Source organism: Chryseobacterium tongliaonense, from assembly GCF_041224435.1.
Lineage (GTDB): Bacteria > Bacteroidota > Bacteroidia > Flavobacteriales > Weeksellaceae > Chryseobacterium > Chryseobacterium tongliaoense.
Map to the genome: position 1 here is coordinate 1 of NZ_JBGFFD010000017.1, position 13888 is coordinate 13888.

A 13888-nucleotide genomic window follows, 5' to 3' on the forward strand; every position below is an offset into this window, starting at 1 on the left:
CTTTTAATCTTTTAATCTTTTAATCTTTTAATCTTTTAATCTTTTAATCTTTTAATCTTTTAATCTTTTAATCTTTTTAAAAATATTGTCCAATTCCGGAAACCCGTTTGTCATTAAAGTATAACAACAAAATTATACACAATGAAAATCACAGTAATCGGCGGTACCGGCCTTATCGGTAGTAAACTTGTCAACAGCCTTAGAAATTTAGGACATGAAGTTCTTGCAGCTTCGCCTAATTCAGGAGTGAATACTCTTACGGGAGAAGGGCTGGACAAAGCACTGGAAAATACTGACGTCGTTGTAGACGTTGCCAATTCACCTTCCTTTGCGGATGATGACGTTATGAATTTTTTCAAAACTTCCGGCGAAAATTTAATGGCTGCAGAGAAAAAAGCAGGGGTCAATCATCACATTGCACTTTCAGTTGTAGGGACGGATCGTCTTCAGGAAAGCGGGTATTTCAGGGCAAAACAGGTTCAGGAAGACATTATCAGAAATGCCGGAATCCCTTATACGATTGTTCATTCCACACAGTTTTTTGAATTTGTAGGAGGAATTGTTCATTCAAGTACAGTAGATCACAAAATATTAGTTTCGCCGGCTTTAATTCAGCCTATTGCTTCAGACGATGTGGTAAAAGCGATGACAGCAGTTACAACCGGTGAGCCTCAAAATACAATAGTAGAAATCGGCGGCCCGGATAAAATCAAATTATCTGATCTTGTAAAAAAATACACAACGATCATGAAAAACCCTGATGAAGTGGTTTCAAAACCTGATGCCACTTATTTCGGAGCTCCTTTGAATGATTCAACTTTAGTTCCGGATAACGATGCAAAATTAGGAACCATCCACTACGACGAATGGATTTCAAATCCGGAAAACCAAAGATAAAAGCCAGATCAAAAGTTTTTATTATTAATTTTATATATCCAAATACATTTTATCCAAATCTTTAACATTATGAACGAGTTTTTAATCGCTATACACCGAGACATTATTAATAAAGATGCAAGTCCGTCACCTGAACAAATGCAGGCTTCCATTCAGCCTTTTCAGGATTGGCTGGGCAGTATTGCTGCTCAGAATAAGCTTGTAGCGCCACCCAAGAGATGGGATCTGGGTGGAAGAGTTGTAAAAAACGATACCGTGATCAACGGGCCATATGCTGAAATCAAAGAATCTATCGGCGGAATGTTTATCATTAGAGCCAACGATTATGATGAAGCCGTGGAAATTGCAAAAGGCTGCCCTATCCTTCAATGGGGAGCCAGTGTGGAAGTAAGAATGGCTATCCCACCGGTACAATAAATTATATGATGTCGTATAATGCAGGAGCAGACATTAATACCTAATTTATTCAGAACAGAGTACAGGAAAATTGTTTCCGTGCTCTGTTCCGTATTTGGGATCGATCATATTGAAATCGCAGAAGATATTGTAAGTGATACCTTTCTCACTGCCACCGAATCATGGAGCATCAGCGGAATTCCGGAAAATCCTACGGCATGGCTTTACACCGTTGCTAAAAATAAAACTAAAAATTATTTTAAAAGAGATACCTTATTCCGGCAAAAAATTTCTGCTGAAATAAAATATTCATCTTCCGGGTATGAAGAGTTTGAAATAGATCTTTCCCGTAAAAACATTATCGACAGCCAGCTCGCCATGATGTTTACGATCTGTAATCCTTCCATTTCAAAAGATTCTCAGATTTCACTGGCCTTAAATTTACTTTGCGGGTTCGGAACCCAGGAAATTGCAGATGCTTTTCTCGTCAATAAAGAAGTGGTTTATAAAAGACTGAAACGGGCAAAGGAAAAATTAAAAGCAGAAGGCATAAAAATCGATCAACCTTCAGTTTCACAGATCCATTCAGGGCTGGAAACAGTACTCACAACCTTATATCTGCTATTTTCCGAAGGCTATTATTCAACTTCACAGAATACCGTTCTCAGAAAAGACTTCTGCCTGGAAGCCATAAGGCTCACCTCACTGCTTCTCGAAAATAAATTAACCAACACCCCATCTACTCATGCATTATTATCTTTGATGTATTTTCATTCATCAAGATTTAATGCCAGGATCAATGAAAAAGGCGAAAATATTCTTTATGAAGAGCAGGATGATGCTTTATGGGATTACAATCTGATTGAAAAAGGAATCCGTTTTTTAAATCAAAGTGCTTCGGGAGAGTCTTTAACTAAATTTCATCTGGAAGCGGCTATTGCCTATTGGCACACAAAAAAGCAAGACTCTCACGAAAAATGGGAAAATATTCTGCAGCTCTATAACCAGCTTTTACAGATTGAATATTCTCCTATGGCCGCACTCAACCGCACCTTTGCCTTTGCAAAAGTCCGGGGAAAAGAAGCTGCAATTATTGAGGCCGAGAAACTTAAACTTACTGACAATCCTTTTTATTATTCACTTTTGGGCCATCTTTACACCGATGTTGACAATTCAAAAGCCATACAAAATTTTGAATCCGCTTTACAGCTTTCCAACTCCCAATCGGTTATCAGTACCCTTAAAAAGTATATTGAGAAGTTATCAGAAAAATAAAAACCTGAATTAAACCATAATTTCAACCTATAATCCGTTCTGCTTTCAGAGCGTTTTTTTATGAATAGGTTTAAAACATTGGTGTATATTTGAAATATTACACATAAAAATCACACCATGAAAAAAATTTCAGCTCTTTTAATTATTTTATCCATATTATCCTGTGAAAGTAAAAAAGAAAAGAAAGAAAAATTTTTAAAAGATTTTCAGGAGCAGGCAAAAGAGATGAGGAAAAACCAGATTGATTTGTTTTTAAATGCAACACCCGGATACTTCTCAGCCAAAACCATTCAGGGGAAAACTTTCAATTCACAGGACTACAAAGGTAAAAACCTGGTGATCTTTATTTATGATAAATCTTATCTGAAAAAAAGTGAATCATATGATATGGCGGAAGAATACAATACGCTTTATAATGAATTTAAAAATAACGCGGAATTTATTGGCATTATAGAAGGCTTTATAGAAAATGAAAAAGAGCTGAAAGATTATCTTTCTCATTCGACAGTTCTGTTTGATCAGATTGACAATACCAAATCTTATGATAAATCTGAAAAATTAAACTATAATATATTTTGCAGTCCCGCAAAAATCCTTATTGATGTTAACGGGAAAGTTATCCATTCATCCTGTGGTGGCGGAAACAGTACTGAAATCACCCAAAAGCTGGACAGCATAAAAACGGCTGCTCAATAATCAAATTCAACCCTAACTACGTACAAAATACACTCAAATATATAACAATGAAGAAAGTAATTTTAGATTTAGCGGTAACGTTAGACGGTTTCATCGAAGGCCCTAACGGAGAAATCGACTGGTGCATTATGGATGAAGACATGGATTTTGAAGGATTTTTATCAGGTATAGATACCATATTTTATGGCCGGGTAAGCTATGATGCCTGGGGAAATTATCAACCGGATGAAAATGCAGGCCCGGCAGAACAAAAGCTTTGGTCGGCAGTTCACTCAAAAAATAAATTTGTTTTCTCAAAACAGAACAGAAAGGATGATACGGCCACTTTCGTTAATTCCGATATTGCAGAAAAAGTTGGCGAGATCAGAAAACAGGGTGGAAAAGATATCTGGCTGTACGGTGGAGCCGGCCTGATCAAAACCTTTATTCAGTTAAACCTCATCGATATCTACAGAATATCTGTACATCCGGTTGCTCTGGGTGGCGGAAAACCATTATTTGAAGACCTGAAAGAAAGACTGGAATTACAACTTACCGGAACAAATGTTTTTAAATCAGGAGTTGTACAGCTTATTTATGAAACGAAGAAATAAGCTGAAATCTCTTCTCTATCTCAAAAAACTTCCCGAAATTTGTCATCTGTGCGTTAAATAATCATTAAATGAATTAAAGAACAATTTAAACAAACATACAGTAAAACTTAGCATAAGTTTTCTTCGGGGCAGGGTGCAATTCCCTACCGGCGGTTACAGTCCGCGACTCCTTTTTTAATTAAAAGGACTGATCTGGTGAAATTCCGGAACCGACAGTTACAGTCTGGATGGGAGAAGAAAATGAAACAATCAATAAGGCTATCTTATGGACTTATTGACTTGTATTTCATTTCCATGTACCGAAGTGTATTTTAACTTTTAAAGTAAAATAACATGGAAAAATTATTAGAAAAATTCGGAGTTACTTCCAAAGAACGTGTAGAAAATGCACTTCAGAAATTACAACAGGGCAAAGGAATCCTCTTGGTAGATGATGAAAACCGTGAAAACGAAGGTGATATCATCTTTCCTGCCTCCACAATCACCGAACAGGACATGGCACTTCTGATCCGCGAATGCAGCGGAATCGTCTGCTTATGTATTTCCGAAGAGAAAAGTAAAAACCTTAATCTTCGTCCGATGGTGGAAAACAACAACAGTAAAAACCAAACCGCATTCACCATTTCCATTGAAGCCAGAGAAGGTGTTGAATCCGGTGTTTCAGCAAAAGACCGTGTGACCACGATAAGGACTGCAGTGGCCAAAAATGCAAAAGCTGAGCAGATCGCAAGTCCGGGACATGTTTTCCCTCTGATTGCCAGAAAAGACGGTGTTTTTGAAAGACGCGGACACACTGAAGGCAGTGTAGACCTGGTAAAACTGGCCAATCTCGGGGATGATGCCGTACTTTGTGAGCTTACCAACGAAGACGGATCAATGGCAAGGCTTCCTCAGATTGTAGATTTTGCCACTGAAAAAGAAATGAGCGTGGTCACCATTGAAGATATTTATTCCTATCGTAAAATGATGATCAGCAAGAACTAAAAAAAATATTTAACGCACAAAAATTCCGCCCGGTATACCATATCGGGCGGATTTTTATTTGGTAACTTCTGATTTCTTTCAATGTTCTGTTTTTATATCGCAAAGAAAATTACGAATCGCCCCTATTTTAAGATGAATAAAGTTTTTTAATCTATAAGATAGATTTTCATAAGAATGCTTCATCGCAGCTTTGTTGCTTTCTTTGTTTTTCTTAAAAATGTAGCAGTCGGATTTTAAAAGCTTTGCGTTAATAAAAAAATGATTGAGTTTAAAATAGTATATGGTTACTTTTTATTTAATCTGAATTCTAGAAAGTAGCGGCCGGAGCTGTTGAATTATTCAACTTTTTCTGTAGGTCCGTTTTCTTACCTTTTGAAAAATCATAACTGAATCCCAAGACAAACATTGATTTATTATTCATGATCTGATTGTTCCTGGAATAGTTGACCAGGCTTTCCGGAAGGCTTTTGGTTTTATATTCCGATGGCATCCCAATCCAGTACATCCCAGTAGAAAATGTCCAGTCTTTGTGCTTATAGCTCAGAAAAACGTGATTCTGGTTTTCGTTGGTGCTTAAAAATGCCCCACTCAGGGTATACACCGGAATGTTGATCTGGTATTCCAGGTTAAAAGATTTATATTCTGAAGATAGTACAAAATTATTTCCGATATAATCATTCCTGATCAGTGCGCCGCTGCTCGTTCTTACTGTTTCTGAAGAAGGAGAAATAACCGCTTTGATCACCACTAAATTGCTTCCGAAAGGCTTGTAGGAACCGGACAGCTGAATACCGTATTGCTGTGAATTTTTTGCATTTTCATAAGTAAGCGCATAGCCTCCGAAAGTTCCGTCCAATACATAAAACTGATTAATGGTACGACGGGTATACCGGTAAAACGCATTGGCATTAAAGTCAAAATATTTATTATTGAATGAATAGATCAGGTTATTTCCCCAGGTCTGCTGGGATTTGAGAAACGGATTTCCTTTTTGTACAATATTCGGGGCCATCTGCACTACATTACTGCTGAGTGCGGCACTCCAGGGACTTCTGGGTTTATAGCTGCTTGTAAAACGAAGGCTCTGATTGGCTTTCAACTGGTAACCTAAAATTAATTTAGGGGTAAAAGACCACTCATCAAAAGTATTTTCGGCACTTTTATTATGAATATTGGTCAATCCGGCACCGATACGGTAGGTAAACTGATCAAGCTTTCCGGAAAATTCCGTGTAAAAATACTGTTCAAGATAGTTAACGCTGTACTGCGAAAATCCTGCTAAATTCTGCAAGTCATTAGAAATAGAGGTATTCGAAATACGGTAGCCTGATGAAAGCTTCCCTGCTTTAAAATCATGCGTATGAGCAAGCTCCCCTACAAAACCGGTTTGCTTTGCTTTAAGATTCATATCATTATCAAACACCGGATCACCCGAAGAAGTTACCCATTCTTTCGCAAACTCCATAGTATTGGTTGTAAAATGTGATCCGACAACATTAATGCTCAGCTCATCTTTTTTCCCGATGTTTTTTGAGAAATATAAATCCAGGGTTGGTGTTACATAATCAGAAGATCCGTTTTTCAGCATGGTATGGTCCTCAACAGCATTATCTTTCGTAAAAACGCTTTGCCCGTTCCCTTTAATGAAGCTTGTAAAAATATCCATATTCAGCTTTGCCTGGAAAGAATACTGATCGGGAACCACCCGCGTATATCTCAATGCCACATTCTGGAACGTATACCCGAAATGATCCCTTTTATTTTCATCAGTACGGTAATGCGAATTATCCAGTTGATAATCGTAAATACTGTGTACTTTTCTGTTATCATAATCCCGTAAGTTGATGGAGTATTCCAGACCTAAATTATTTTTTCCTTTGGTATAATTTGCATATGCCGAGCCGTTAACAAAGCCTGTATTTAAGGCCGTACTTACATCAGTTCCGAAAACATATCCTGTTTCTGCAGAACGGGTGATCAGATTAACTACAATATCTGCTCTTGTTGCCCATCTGGCAGGCGGAATATCATAATACTCCACTTTTACCACTTCGCTTGGCAATACACTCCGGATCTGCATATCGGTCGCTTCAATGCCGTTGATTAAAAACAATGTGGTTCCTCCTTTGGTACTGGCCAGTGTATTGGTAACGGGATTAAGCTGCAGTTCAGGAAGTGTTCTCAACAGATCTTTTGCGTACCTGGCTTTTTCAAGCGCTTCTTTATCAAATGTATAAACAGATTTATCAGCAAATTGCTTTTTGCGTTGGGCTTTTAAAATAATCTCCTGTATTTCTGCTGTTTTCGTTTCATCTAAGGTATCTTTTTTCACGTTTTCCTGTGAAAATATAAAAATACCACTCAACAGAAGTACAGAACACATCGCTTTTTTCATATCAGAATTATATATCCGTAAAACAAGCGGTACTCAGCTTTTATTACATGCTATAAAGCTTAAATTAATAATTTCCATTTGAAATCATTTTAAAACGAAAATTATTCTCTAATTGTAAAATTTCATATTATTTTATAAACAACTGGTTTTCTGCCCGTTTTTTGATGGTATTTCGGTACACCAAATTATAATATCATGAAAAAGTACCTCATTTTACTGCTCTGTTTTCTTGTACAGGAAGTCAGCGCACAGGAAGCTATACCCGATTCCCCGCCGGAAAAATTCAATATTATCAAGACAAACGTTACGGCGTATGCATTCAGGAATATCAATTTAGCTTATGAAAGATCGATCAATCAATGGTTTTCCGTTAATTTCTCCTTCGGAACCATGCCTGAGGGGAAAGTTCCGTTTATCAATGCATTTTTAAGCGATGAGGATGAAAAAAGATTTCAGAACCTTGAAGTGAAAGCGGTCAACTTTACCGTAGAACCCCGGTTTTATTTAGGACATGGCTATGGCAAAGGATTTTATATTGCTCCTTATTACAGGTATTCAAAGGTCACTTCCAATACCTTTGATTTTTATTATGATTTTACTGTCAATAACCAGGCAGCTTTCCGGGTTCCTATTAAAGGTTCAGGTTCTGCAAACGGTAACAGCGGCGGATTGATGGTAGGAGTTCAGTTCTTCCTGACCCACAGCAAAAACCTGGTTTTAGATCTCTGGATTGCAGGTGCCCATTATGGCAGCGGAAAAGGTGACTTTGTGATGACCAGTGATTATGTTCTTACTCCTGAAATGCAGGCTCAGTTAAAAAAAGAAATTGAAAATCTGGACATTCCTTTTGTAAAATATACGGTAGAGACCAATGCCAACGGCGCAAGAGTGAAAATTGACGGTCCGTGGGCCGGCTTCAGAAGCGGATTGTCGATTGGATACAGATTTTAAATCGGGATTAAACGTTGTAGCGAAAGCATCTTATGGGAATTTTTTTAATTGCCATTTGATACTTAAGGGAAAAATAAATATCTTTCTCTCATGAATTCATCTCAGATTACTACCGCTCAAAGGATCAAAGCGATTGTCGGTGGCTCCATAGGAAATTTGGTAGAATGGTACGACTGGTATGCTTATGCAGCCTTTGCCATTTATTTTTCCCATTCTTTTTTTCCGGACTCGGATCTTAATGCCCAACTGATGAATACCGCCGGAATATTTGCTGTGGGTTTTCTGATGCGGCCGATCGGCGGGTGGCTTTTCGGGAGTATCGCAGATAAAATAGGAAGAAAAAAAGCAATGACGCTTTCTGTTTTGCTGATGTCATTTGGTTCTTTGCTAATTGCCCTTACTCCTACTTATAAAACAATAGGCATTTTAGCACCTTTCCTGCTTCTTATGGCAAGATTATTACAGGGTTTGAGCGTGGGCGGAGAATATGGTGTTTCGGCAACCTATCTCAGTGAAATGGCAACTGAGAACAGAAGGGGATTTTATTCAAGCTTTCAGTATGTAACCTTAATTGGCGGACAGCTGATTGCACTGGGTATTCAATTGGTTTTACAGAAATTACTTTTAACGGAAGCCCAGCTGGAAGACTGGGGCTGGAGAATTCCTTTTGTAATAGGCGCAATTCTTTCGATTGTTGCTTTATATTTAAGAGCCAACCTTCATGAAACCGAAGCTTTTGAAAACAAAAAACAGGTGAGTGAAAATAAGAAAGGAACTATTCAGGAGCTTCTTAAGCATCCGAAAGCCCTGCTAACCGTAGTAGGATTAACTTTAGGAGGAACACTGGCATTCTATACGTATACTACTTATATGCAGAAGTTTCTGGTCAATACAGTGCATCTTACCAAAGAACAATCTACATTAATTTCATTTATCTCATTGTTTATATTTGCGTGTCTGCAGCCGGTTTTCGGGGGATTATCAGATAAGATCGGAAGACGTCCGTTACTTTTAAGCTTTGGAATCCTGGGAACGATATGTACTGTTCCATTACTTACTGCATTAAGCCATACCACATCAATGTGGGGTGCTTTTTTTCTGATTATGGCTGCCTTAATTATTGTAAGCGGCTACACCTCCATCAATGCAGTTGTAAAAGCGGAACTCTTTCCTTCTGAAGTACGGGCTTTAGGTGTGGGCTTACCGTATGCATTAACAGTTGCTATCTTTGGTGGAAGTGCCGAATATATTGCCTTATGGCTGAAAGAATCCGGGATAGAGCACTATTTCTACTGGTATATTACGGCATGCATCCTGTTTTCACTGATTGTATATGCAGGAATGAAAGATACTAAAGAAAACTCAACGTTAGATAAAGACTAAACTAATTATACTTAAAAACAAGCGCGCCACAGATTCTCTGTGGCGCGCCATTATTTTAATTGTAAGCCTGCTTAAATTTCTGGATCATCGTGTCCAGATTATGCCGCTGTACATACACACTCTTCACATCTTCGTACCGCGGCGATTTATAAAAAACTTCGTGGAAATCCATACTCCCGTTTCCTACTTTCACCACTTTTTGTACTTCGATATCTAATTTTTTCAACTCGTCTTTAAAGACCTGAAATTCATCCTGGATATTATTCATTTATATTTCTTGGATTTAATTTAAAAATTCTTCTTTTACATTAACCACCCTTCATTATTTTGGGTATTCAGTTAAATTTTTAATAAATTTAGTAAAATTTCTAATATAATCATTAGGCTTCTACTTATTTTTTATCATATTTTTGTTACAGTACAAAAACTATACCTATCTATGTAGTTATTAAATAATTGTTAACAAATGAGTTTAAATTATTTTATGTGATATTTTTTTCGTATATGGTATAAAAAGCAATTAAAAATGAATGATTTAACGAATAAAAAACATTGGGAAACCATCTATGAAACCAAAAACCCGGATCAGGTAAGCTGGACCCAGGAAAAGCCGGAAACATCACTTAATTTCATCCGTTCTTCAGGATTTGGAAAAGATGCGAGAATTATTGATGTCGGCGGCGGTGACAGCAATCTTGTTGACTTCCTGCTTGAGGAAGGGTATCGGAATATCACCGTTCTGGATATTTCGGAGAATGCTTTAAAAAAAGCCCGAAAACGCTTGGGAGCAAAAGCGGATCAGGTAACCTGGATCGTTGCAGATATTACAGAGTTTGAACCTGAAGAATCATATGATATCTGGCATGACAGGGCGGTTTTTCATTTTTTAACAACTCCGGAACCGGTCTCAAAATATGTAAGCCTTGTAGAAAAAACCGTAAAAGGAGTTATGATCCTGGGAACTTTTTCTAAAAACGGTCCCGTGAAATGTAGCGGACTTGATATCCAGCAGTATGATGAAGAATCTATGACCGGTTTATTCGAAGACGGCTTTGAAAAAATACAATGCTTTACAGAAGACCACGTTACCCCTTTTAATACCATACAAAATTTTATATACTGTAGCTTTAAAAAACGGTGATATTCTAAAAACTGATTGCTAAATAAAGAGAGCCTTTTGGCCCTCTTTTTTATTGATAATGACTTTACTATTTCAGTTAAGAATTCTGGTTTTCCTCCTCCATTTCCACTTCATGTCTCAGCTGCGCTTTGTAAAGGGTTGCGTAATATCCGTTTTTATCCAGAAGCTCAAGATGCTTGCCTTCTTCAACAATTTTACCATGTTCCATAACGATAATCTTATCCGCTTTTTCAATAGTTGACAGTCTGTGCGCAATAATAATAGAGGTTCTGTTTTTAGTGATCTTCTCTGTAGCTCTCTGGATCAGCTTTTCACTTTCATGATCGATAGAAGAGGTTGCCTCATCCAGAATCAGGATTTTAGGATCAGATAAATAAGCTCTTAAGAAGGATAACAACTGTCGTTGCCCCAAAGATATGGAAGACCCTCTTTCGCTTACCACATAATCATAACCACCCGGAAGCTGCTCAATAAACTGATCTACTTCAATTTCTTTTGCCCCCGCTTTTATTTTATCCAGAGTAATCGTTTCGTCTCCGAAGGCCAGGTTTTCAAAAATGCTTCCATGAAATAAGAAAACATCCTGCAACACGACCCCGATATGGCTTCTCAAATTATACAATTCATAATCTTTCAGATCTACATCATCAACCAGTATTTTCCCTGAATTGATATCATAAAGCCTTGTAATCAGGCTGATAATAGTAGATTTCCCTGCGCCTGTCGCACCCACGATCGCCACTGTTTCTCCGGGATTTACTTTAAAATCAATTCCCTTTAAAACTTCCTGTTTATCATCATAAGCAAAACGTACATTCTCAAACTCGATTTTGCCATCGAAATGATCTTTTTTTATGGTTCCGGTGTTCGGCATTGAATTTTCTTCATCCATCAGTCCCAGTACTCTTTCGGCACCTACAATTCCTCGCTGGATATTGTTGAAACGGTCTGCAATCTGCCTCAAAGGACGGATCAGCATTGAAATATACTGGATAAATGCAATCACTACTCCGGCACTGATTGTAATATATCCGCCATAAAACAGGATAAATCCTATAAAAAGAGAAGAAATAAGCTCAACTACAGGAAAGAATAATGAGAAAATGAAAACCGTTCTCAATAATGCACTTTTCAGCGTTATATTAATATCATCGAATTTTTTAAATTCAGCCTCCTGCCTGTTAAAAACCTGGATGATCGGCATTCCTGCAAGCCTTTCCTGAACAAATGAGTTTTGATTGGCCGTCCATGTTCTTTCATCACCAAAAGCTTTTTTAAGCCTTTTCTGAAAAAAACGGGTAATCACCACCATTAAAGGTAAAATAGCCAGTGTGATATAGCTTAAATGCACATTGGTACTGAACATCATCACCAATACAAATACAATTCTCAGAATATCACCGAAAACCATGAGGAATCCGTCTGTATATACCGTGGCAATGGTTTCCACATCTCCTACGGCACGGGTAACCAGCTGCCCGATAGGCGTTTTATCAAAGAAAGAAGTTTTGAAATAAATCAGCTTGGCATATAATCTCTCCCTTATATCCCTGATAACATTCTGGGAAATATAGTTGGAAAAATAAACCAAGAAAAAGTTTAAAATAGTTTCGGCAACCACCAATCCTACCAGGATATAAATATGCTTCATCATTAAAGCCTTATCCTGTAGTTTCGTAATATCATTATCTACAACCTCCATAGTAAGATAAGGCCTGTAAGTAGAAACTATTGCCAGTATAACGGAAATTATTAAAGTAAGGATGAACCAAGAACGAAACTTCATTCCAATAAAGAACAGCCTCTTTATAATTTGCCAGGTATCTTGTTTTTTCATTGTACGACTTGAAGAAAAGAATTAAAATAAAATTCTTTGCAAAAATAGGACTTTATAATTTGAAAGCCTGAATATCTTAAATAGAAAATTTCACATACCTGTCATTTAAAATATGAATATTTTCCTGATTTCTTTTCAACCAGCCTGAAATATATCCGTAACCTTTATTGTTTTTCGCGAATGCCTATTTCCTCGATTTCCAACGACGGCTTCTGTAGATTTTCCTTTTCAAACCTGCGTTCCAAGAATTTATAAATTCCCCAGACAACGGCAATGGAAACCAGCCAGCCGATAAGATTCACAAACGTAAACGTATTATTGCTCGTTGTATCCAAAGAACCCGGATCGGTAATCTCTTTAAACAATCCGAAACAAAGCCCGAATGCAAACTGGGCACCCAGATAAATAGCAATAGCCAAAAGCCCGAAATGCCATTTCGTTTTACCGAATTTTTCAGCAAGCCCTGCATAATATCTGTAGGCTCCTACAAGAATAATAATTGACATCATTTGTTTATTAGTTATTAGTTTTTAATTTTATTTTAAAATTCGTATCCCACATCCACCAGAAACAGGCCATGTGCAGGTGCGGAAGTTCCCGCCGAATTACGGTTTTTGTTTTCAATCACTTTCCGTAAATCTTCAGGTTTTATTTTTCCCGCTCCCACTTCCACCATCGTCCCTACAATTGCTCTTACCATATTCCTCAGAAAACGATTGGCAGAAACCGTAAATTTCAGCTCGCTCCCATTCTGCTCCCACTCTGCTTTATATATCTTACATAGATTCGTTTTATTATCCGTATGCAATTTTGCGAAACTTGTAAAATCTTCATATTCAAACAGAATCTTACAGGCTTCATTCATCACTACAATATTCAGCGGCCTTCGCCAGTGTTGCCATGCAGAATCCTGGGTAAAAGGGTTTTTCTCCAAAGAAATATAATATTCATACGTTCTGAAAGTAGCATCAAAACGGGCATGAAAATCATCTTTCACCTGGAAAATCCTTTTAACGGAAATATCCGGCGGCAGAAAGCTGGTCAGCCTGTGAGGAAGCTGGTCACTTAAAACCTGCTCCGTATCAAAATGAGCGAACATTTTTTTAGCATGAACGCCTGTATCCGTTCTTCCGGCACCTGTTGTTTTAATCTCTTCCCTTAAAATAGTGGAGAGCGCTTTTTCCAGTTCTTCCTGTACGGAAATGGCATCCGGTTGAATCTGATAACCGAAATAATTTTTACCGTTGTAAGAAAATTCAATAAAATACCTCAATGTAATAATATAACTCCACAAAAATACTTTAATTTGGTGAAATATTTGTTGAAAACTCATTCAGAAT

The 13888-nt window shown here is 37.5% G+C and carries 14 protein-coding genes and 1 riboswitch; of the genes, 9 read left to right on the forward strand and 5 right to left on the reverse strand.

Translation table 11 applies throughout. From position 1 onward, the window contains the following. Window positions 1-141 precede the first annotated feature (141 nt). From AB8P06_RS20185 to ribB, 6 genes are all read left to right on the forward strand, one after another. Window positions 142-897 (forward strand): SDR family oxidoreductase, encoded by a 756-nt coding sequence (locus AB8P06_RS20185; protein WP_369844384.1) that lies wholly within the window; start codon window positions 142-144, stop codon window positions 895-897. Between the two features lie 69 nt (window positions 898-966). Further along, window positions 967-1314, forward strand: a complete 348-nt coding sequence (locus AB8P06_RS20190; protein WP_369844385.1) for a YciI family protein — start codon at window positions 967-969, stop codon at window positions 1312-1314. 18 nt (window positions 1315-1332) lie between these two features. After that, window positions 1333-2568 (forward strand): RNA polymerase sigma factor, encoded by a 1236-nt coding sequence (locus AB8P06_RS20195; RefSeq protein ID WP_369844387.1) that lies wholly within the window; start codon window positions 1333-1335, stop codon window positions 2566-2568. Between the two features lie 117 nt (window positions 2569-2685). After that, complete coding sequence (locus AB8P06_RS20200; protein ID WP_369844390.1) at window positions 2686-3264, forward strand: peroxiredoxin family protein; 579 nt, start codon at window positions 2686-2688, stop codon at window positions 3262-3264. A 47-nt stretch (window positions 3265-3311) separates the two neighbouring features. Further along, window positions 3312-3857, forward strand: coding sequence for a dihydrofolate reductase family protein (locus tag AB8P06_RS20205; protein ID WP_369844392.1), 546 nt, complete (start codon window positions 3312-3314; stop codon window positions 3855-3857). Window positions 3858-3972: 115 nt separating this feature from the next. Then, window positions 3973-4100, forward strand: a riboswitch (FMN riboswitch). 90 nt (window positions 4101-4190) lie between these two features. Further along, a complete protein-coding gene (gene ribB / locus AB8P06_RS20210) occupies window positions 4191-4841 on the forward strand; it encodes a 3,4-dihydroxy-2-butanone-4-phosphate synthase (RefSeq protein WP_369844394.1) in 651 nt (216 codons plus the stop codon). A gap of 307 nt (window positions 4842-5148) precedes the next feature. On the opposite strand, the gene AB8P06_RS20215 is transcribed toward ribB, so the two are convergent. Then, the gene (locus AB8P06_RS20215; protein WP_369844395.1) at window positions 5149-7236 is read right to left on the reverse strand and encodes a TonB-dependent receptor plug domain-containing protein; all 2088 of its coding nucleotides are present in this window, start codon (window positions 7234-7236) and stop codon (window positions 5149-5151) included. Window positions 7237-7431: 195 nt separating this feature from the next. On the opposite strand from AB8P06_RS20215, the gene AB8P06_RS20220 reads away from it, so the two are divergent. Continuing rightward, entirely contained in the window at window positions 7432-8187 is a 756-nt protein-coding gene (locus tag AB8P06_RS20220; protein WP_369844397.1) for a DUF3575 domain-containing protein, read from the forward strand. Window positions 8188-8277: 90 nt separating this feature from the next. Further along, window positions 8278-9570 (forward strand): MFS transporter, encoded by a 1293-nt coding sequence (locus AB8P06_RS20225; RefSeq protein ID WP_369844399.1) that lies wholly within the window; start codon window positions 8278-8280, stop codon window positions 9568-9570. 55 nt (window positions 9571-9625) lie between these two features. Here AB8P06_RS20225 and AB8P06_RS20230 read toward each other — a convergent pair whose 3' ends face one another. Further along, the gene (locus AB8P06_RS20230; protein ID WP_369844400.1) at window positions 9626-9838 is read right to left on the reverse strand and encodes a hypothetical protein; all 213 of its coding nucleotides are present in this window, start codon (window positions 9836-9838) and stop codon (window positions 9626-9628) included. A gap of 258 nt (window positions 9839-10096) precedes the next feature. Between AB8P06_RS20230 and AB8P06_RS20235 the strand changes: the two genes are divergently transcribed. After that, the gene (locus AB8P06_RS20235) at window positions 10097-10711 is read left to right on the forward strand and encodes a class I SAM-dependent methyltransferase (protein WP_369844402.1); all 615 of its coding nucleotides are present in this window, start codon (window positions 10097-10099) and stop codon (window positions 10709-10711) included. 76 nt (window positions 10712-10787) lie between these two features. On the opposite strand, the gene AB8P06_RS20240 is transcribed toward AB8P06_RS20235, so the two are convergent. The 3 genes from AB8P06_RS20240 to truA form a co-directional block, all read right to left on the reverse strand. After that, entirely contained in the window at window positions 10788-12548 is a 1761-nt protein-coding gene (locus AB8P06_RS20240) for an ABC transporter ATP-binding protein (protein ID WP_369844404.1), read from the reverse strand. Window positions 12549-12712: 164 nt separating this feature from the next. Then, window positions 12713-13057 carry a hypothetical protein gene (locus AB8P06_RS20245; RefSeq protein ID WP_369844405.1) on the reverse strand — a complete coding sequence of 115 codons (345 nt, stop codon included), beginning with the start codon at window positions 13055-13057 and terminating at the stop codon, window positions 12713-12715. Window positions 13058-13089: 32 nt separating this feature from the next. Further along, entirely contained in the window at window positions 13090-13881 is a 792-nt protein-coding gene (gene truA, locus AB8P06_RS20250) for a tRNA pseudouridine(38-40) synthase TruA (RefSeq protein WP_369844407.1), read from the reverse strand. Window positions 13882-13888 lie beyond the last annotated feature (7 nt).

Excerpts from the sequence above, each read along its gene's own strand:
- AB8P06_RS20185 (WP_369844384.1), top strand. The coding sequence starts at position 142 with ATGAAAATCACAGTAATCGGCGGTACCGGCCTTATCGGTAGTAAACTT.
- AB8P06_RS20190 (WP_369844385.1), top strand. The coding sequence starts at position 967 with ATGAACGAGTTTTTAATCGCTATACACCGAGACATTATTAATAAAGAT.
- AB8P06_RS20195 (WP_369844387.1), top strand. The coding sequence starts at position 1,333 with ATGCAGGAGCAGACATTAATACCTAATTTATTCAGAACAGAGTACAGG.
- AB8P06_RS20200 (WP_369844390.1), top strand. The coding sequence starts at position 2,686 with ATGAAAAAAATTTCAGCTCTTTTAATTATTTTATCCATATTATCCTGT.
- AB8P06_RS20205 (WP_369844392.1), top strand. The coding sequence starts at position 3,312 with ATGAAGAAAGTAATTTTAGATTTAGCGGTAACGTTAGACGGTTTCATC.
- ribB (WP_369844394.1), top strand. The coding sequence starts at position 4,191 with ATGGAAAAATTATTAGAAAAATTCGGAGTTACTTCCAAAGAACGTGTA.
- AB8P06_RS20215 (WP_369844395.1), bottom strand. The coding sequence starts at position 7,236 with ATGAAAAAAGCGATGTGTTCTGTACTTCTGTTGAGTGGTATTTTTATA.
- AB8P06_RS20220 (WP_369844397.1), top strand. The coding sequence starts at position 7,432 with ATGAAAAAGTACCTCATTTTACTGCTCTGTTTTCTTGTACAGGAAGTC.
- AB8P06_RS20225 (WP_369844399.1), top strand. The coding sequence starts at position 8,278 with ATGAATTCATCTCAGATTACTACCGCTCAAAGGATCAAAGCGATTGTC.
- AB8P06_RS20230 (WP_369844400.1), bottom strand. The coding sequence starts at position 9,838 with ATGAATAATATCCAGGATGAATTTCAGGTCTTTAAAGACGAGTTGAAA.
- AB8P06_RS20235 (WP_369844402.1), top strand. The coding sequence starts at position 10,097 with ATGAATGATTTAACGAATAAAAAACATTGGGAAACCATCTATGAAACC.
- AB8P06_RS20240 (WP_369844404.1), bottom strand. The coding sequence starts at position 12,548 with ATGAAAAAACAAGATACCTGGCAAATTATAAAGAGGCTGTTCTTTATT.
- AB8P06_RS20245 (WP_369844405.1), bottom strand. The coding sequence starts at position 13,057 with ATGATGTCAATTATTATTCTTGTAGGAGCCTACAGATATTATGCAGGG.
- truA (WP_369844407.1), bottom strand. The coding sequence starts at position 13,881 with ATGAGTTTTCAACAAATATTTCACCAAATTAAAGTATTTTTGTGGAGT.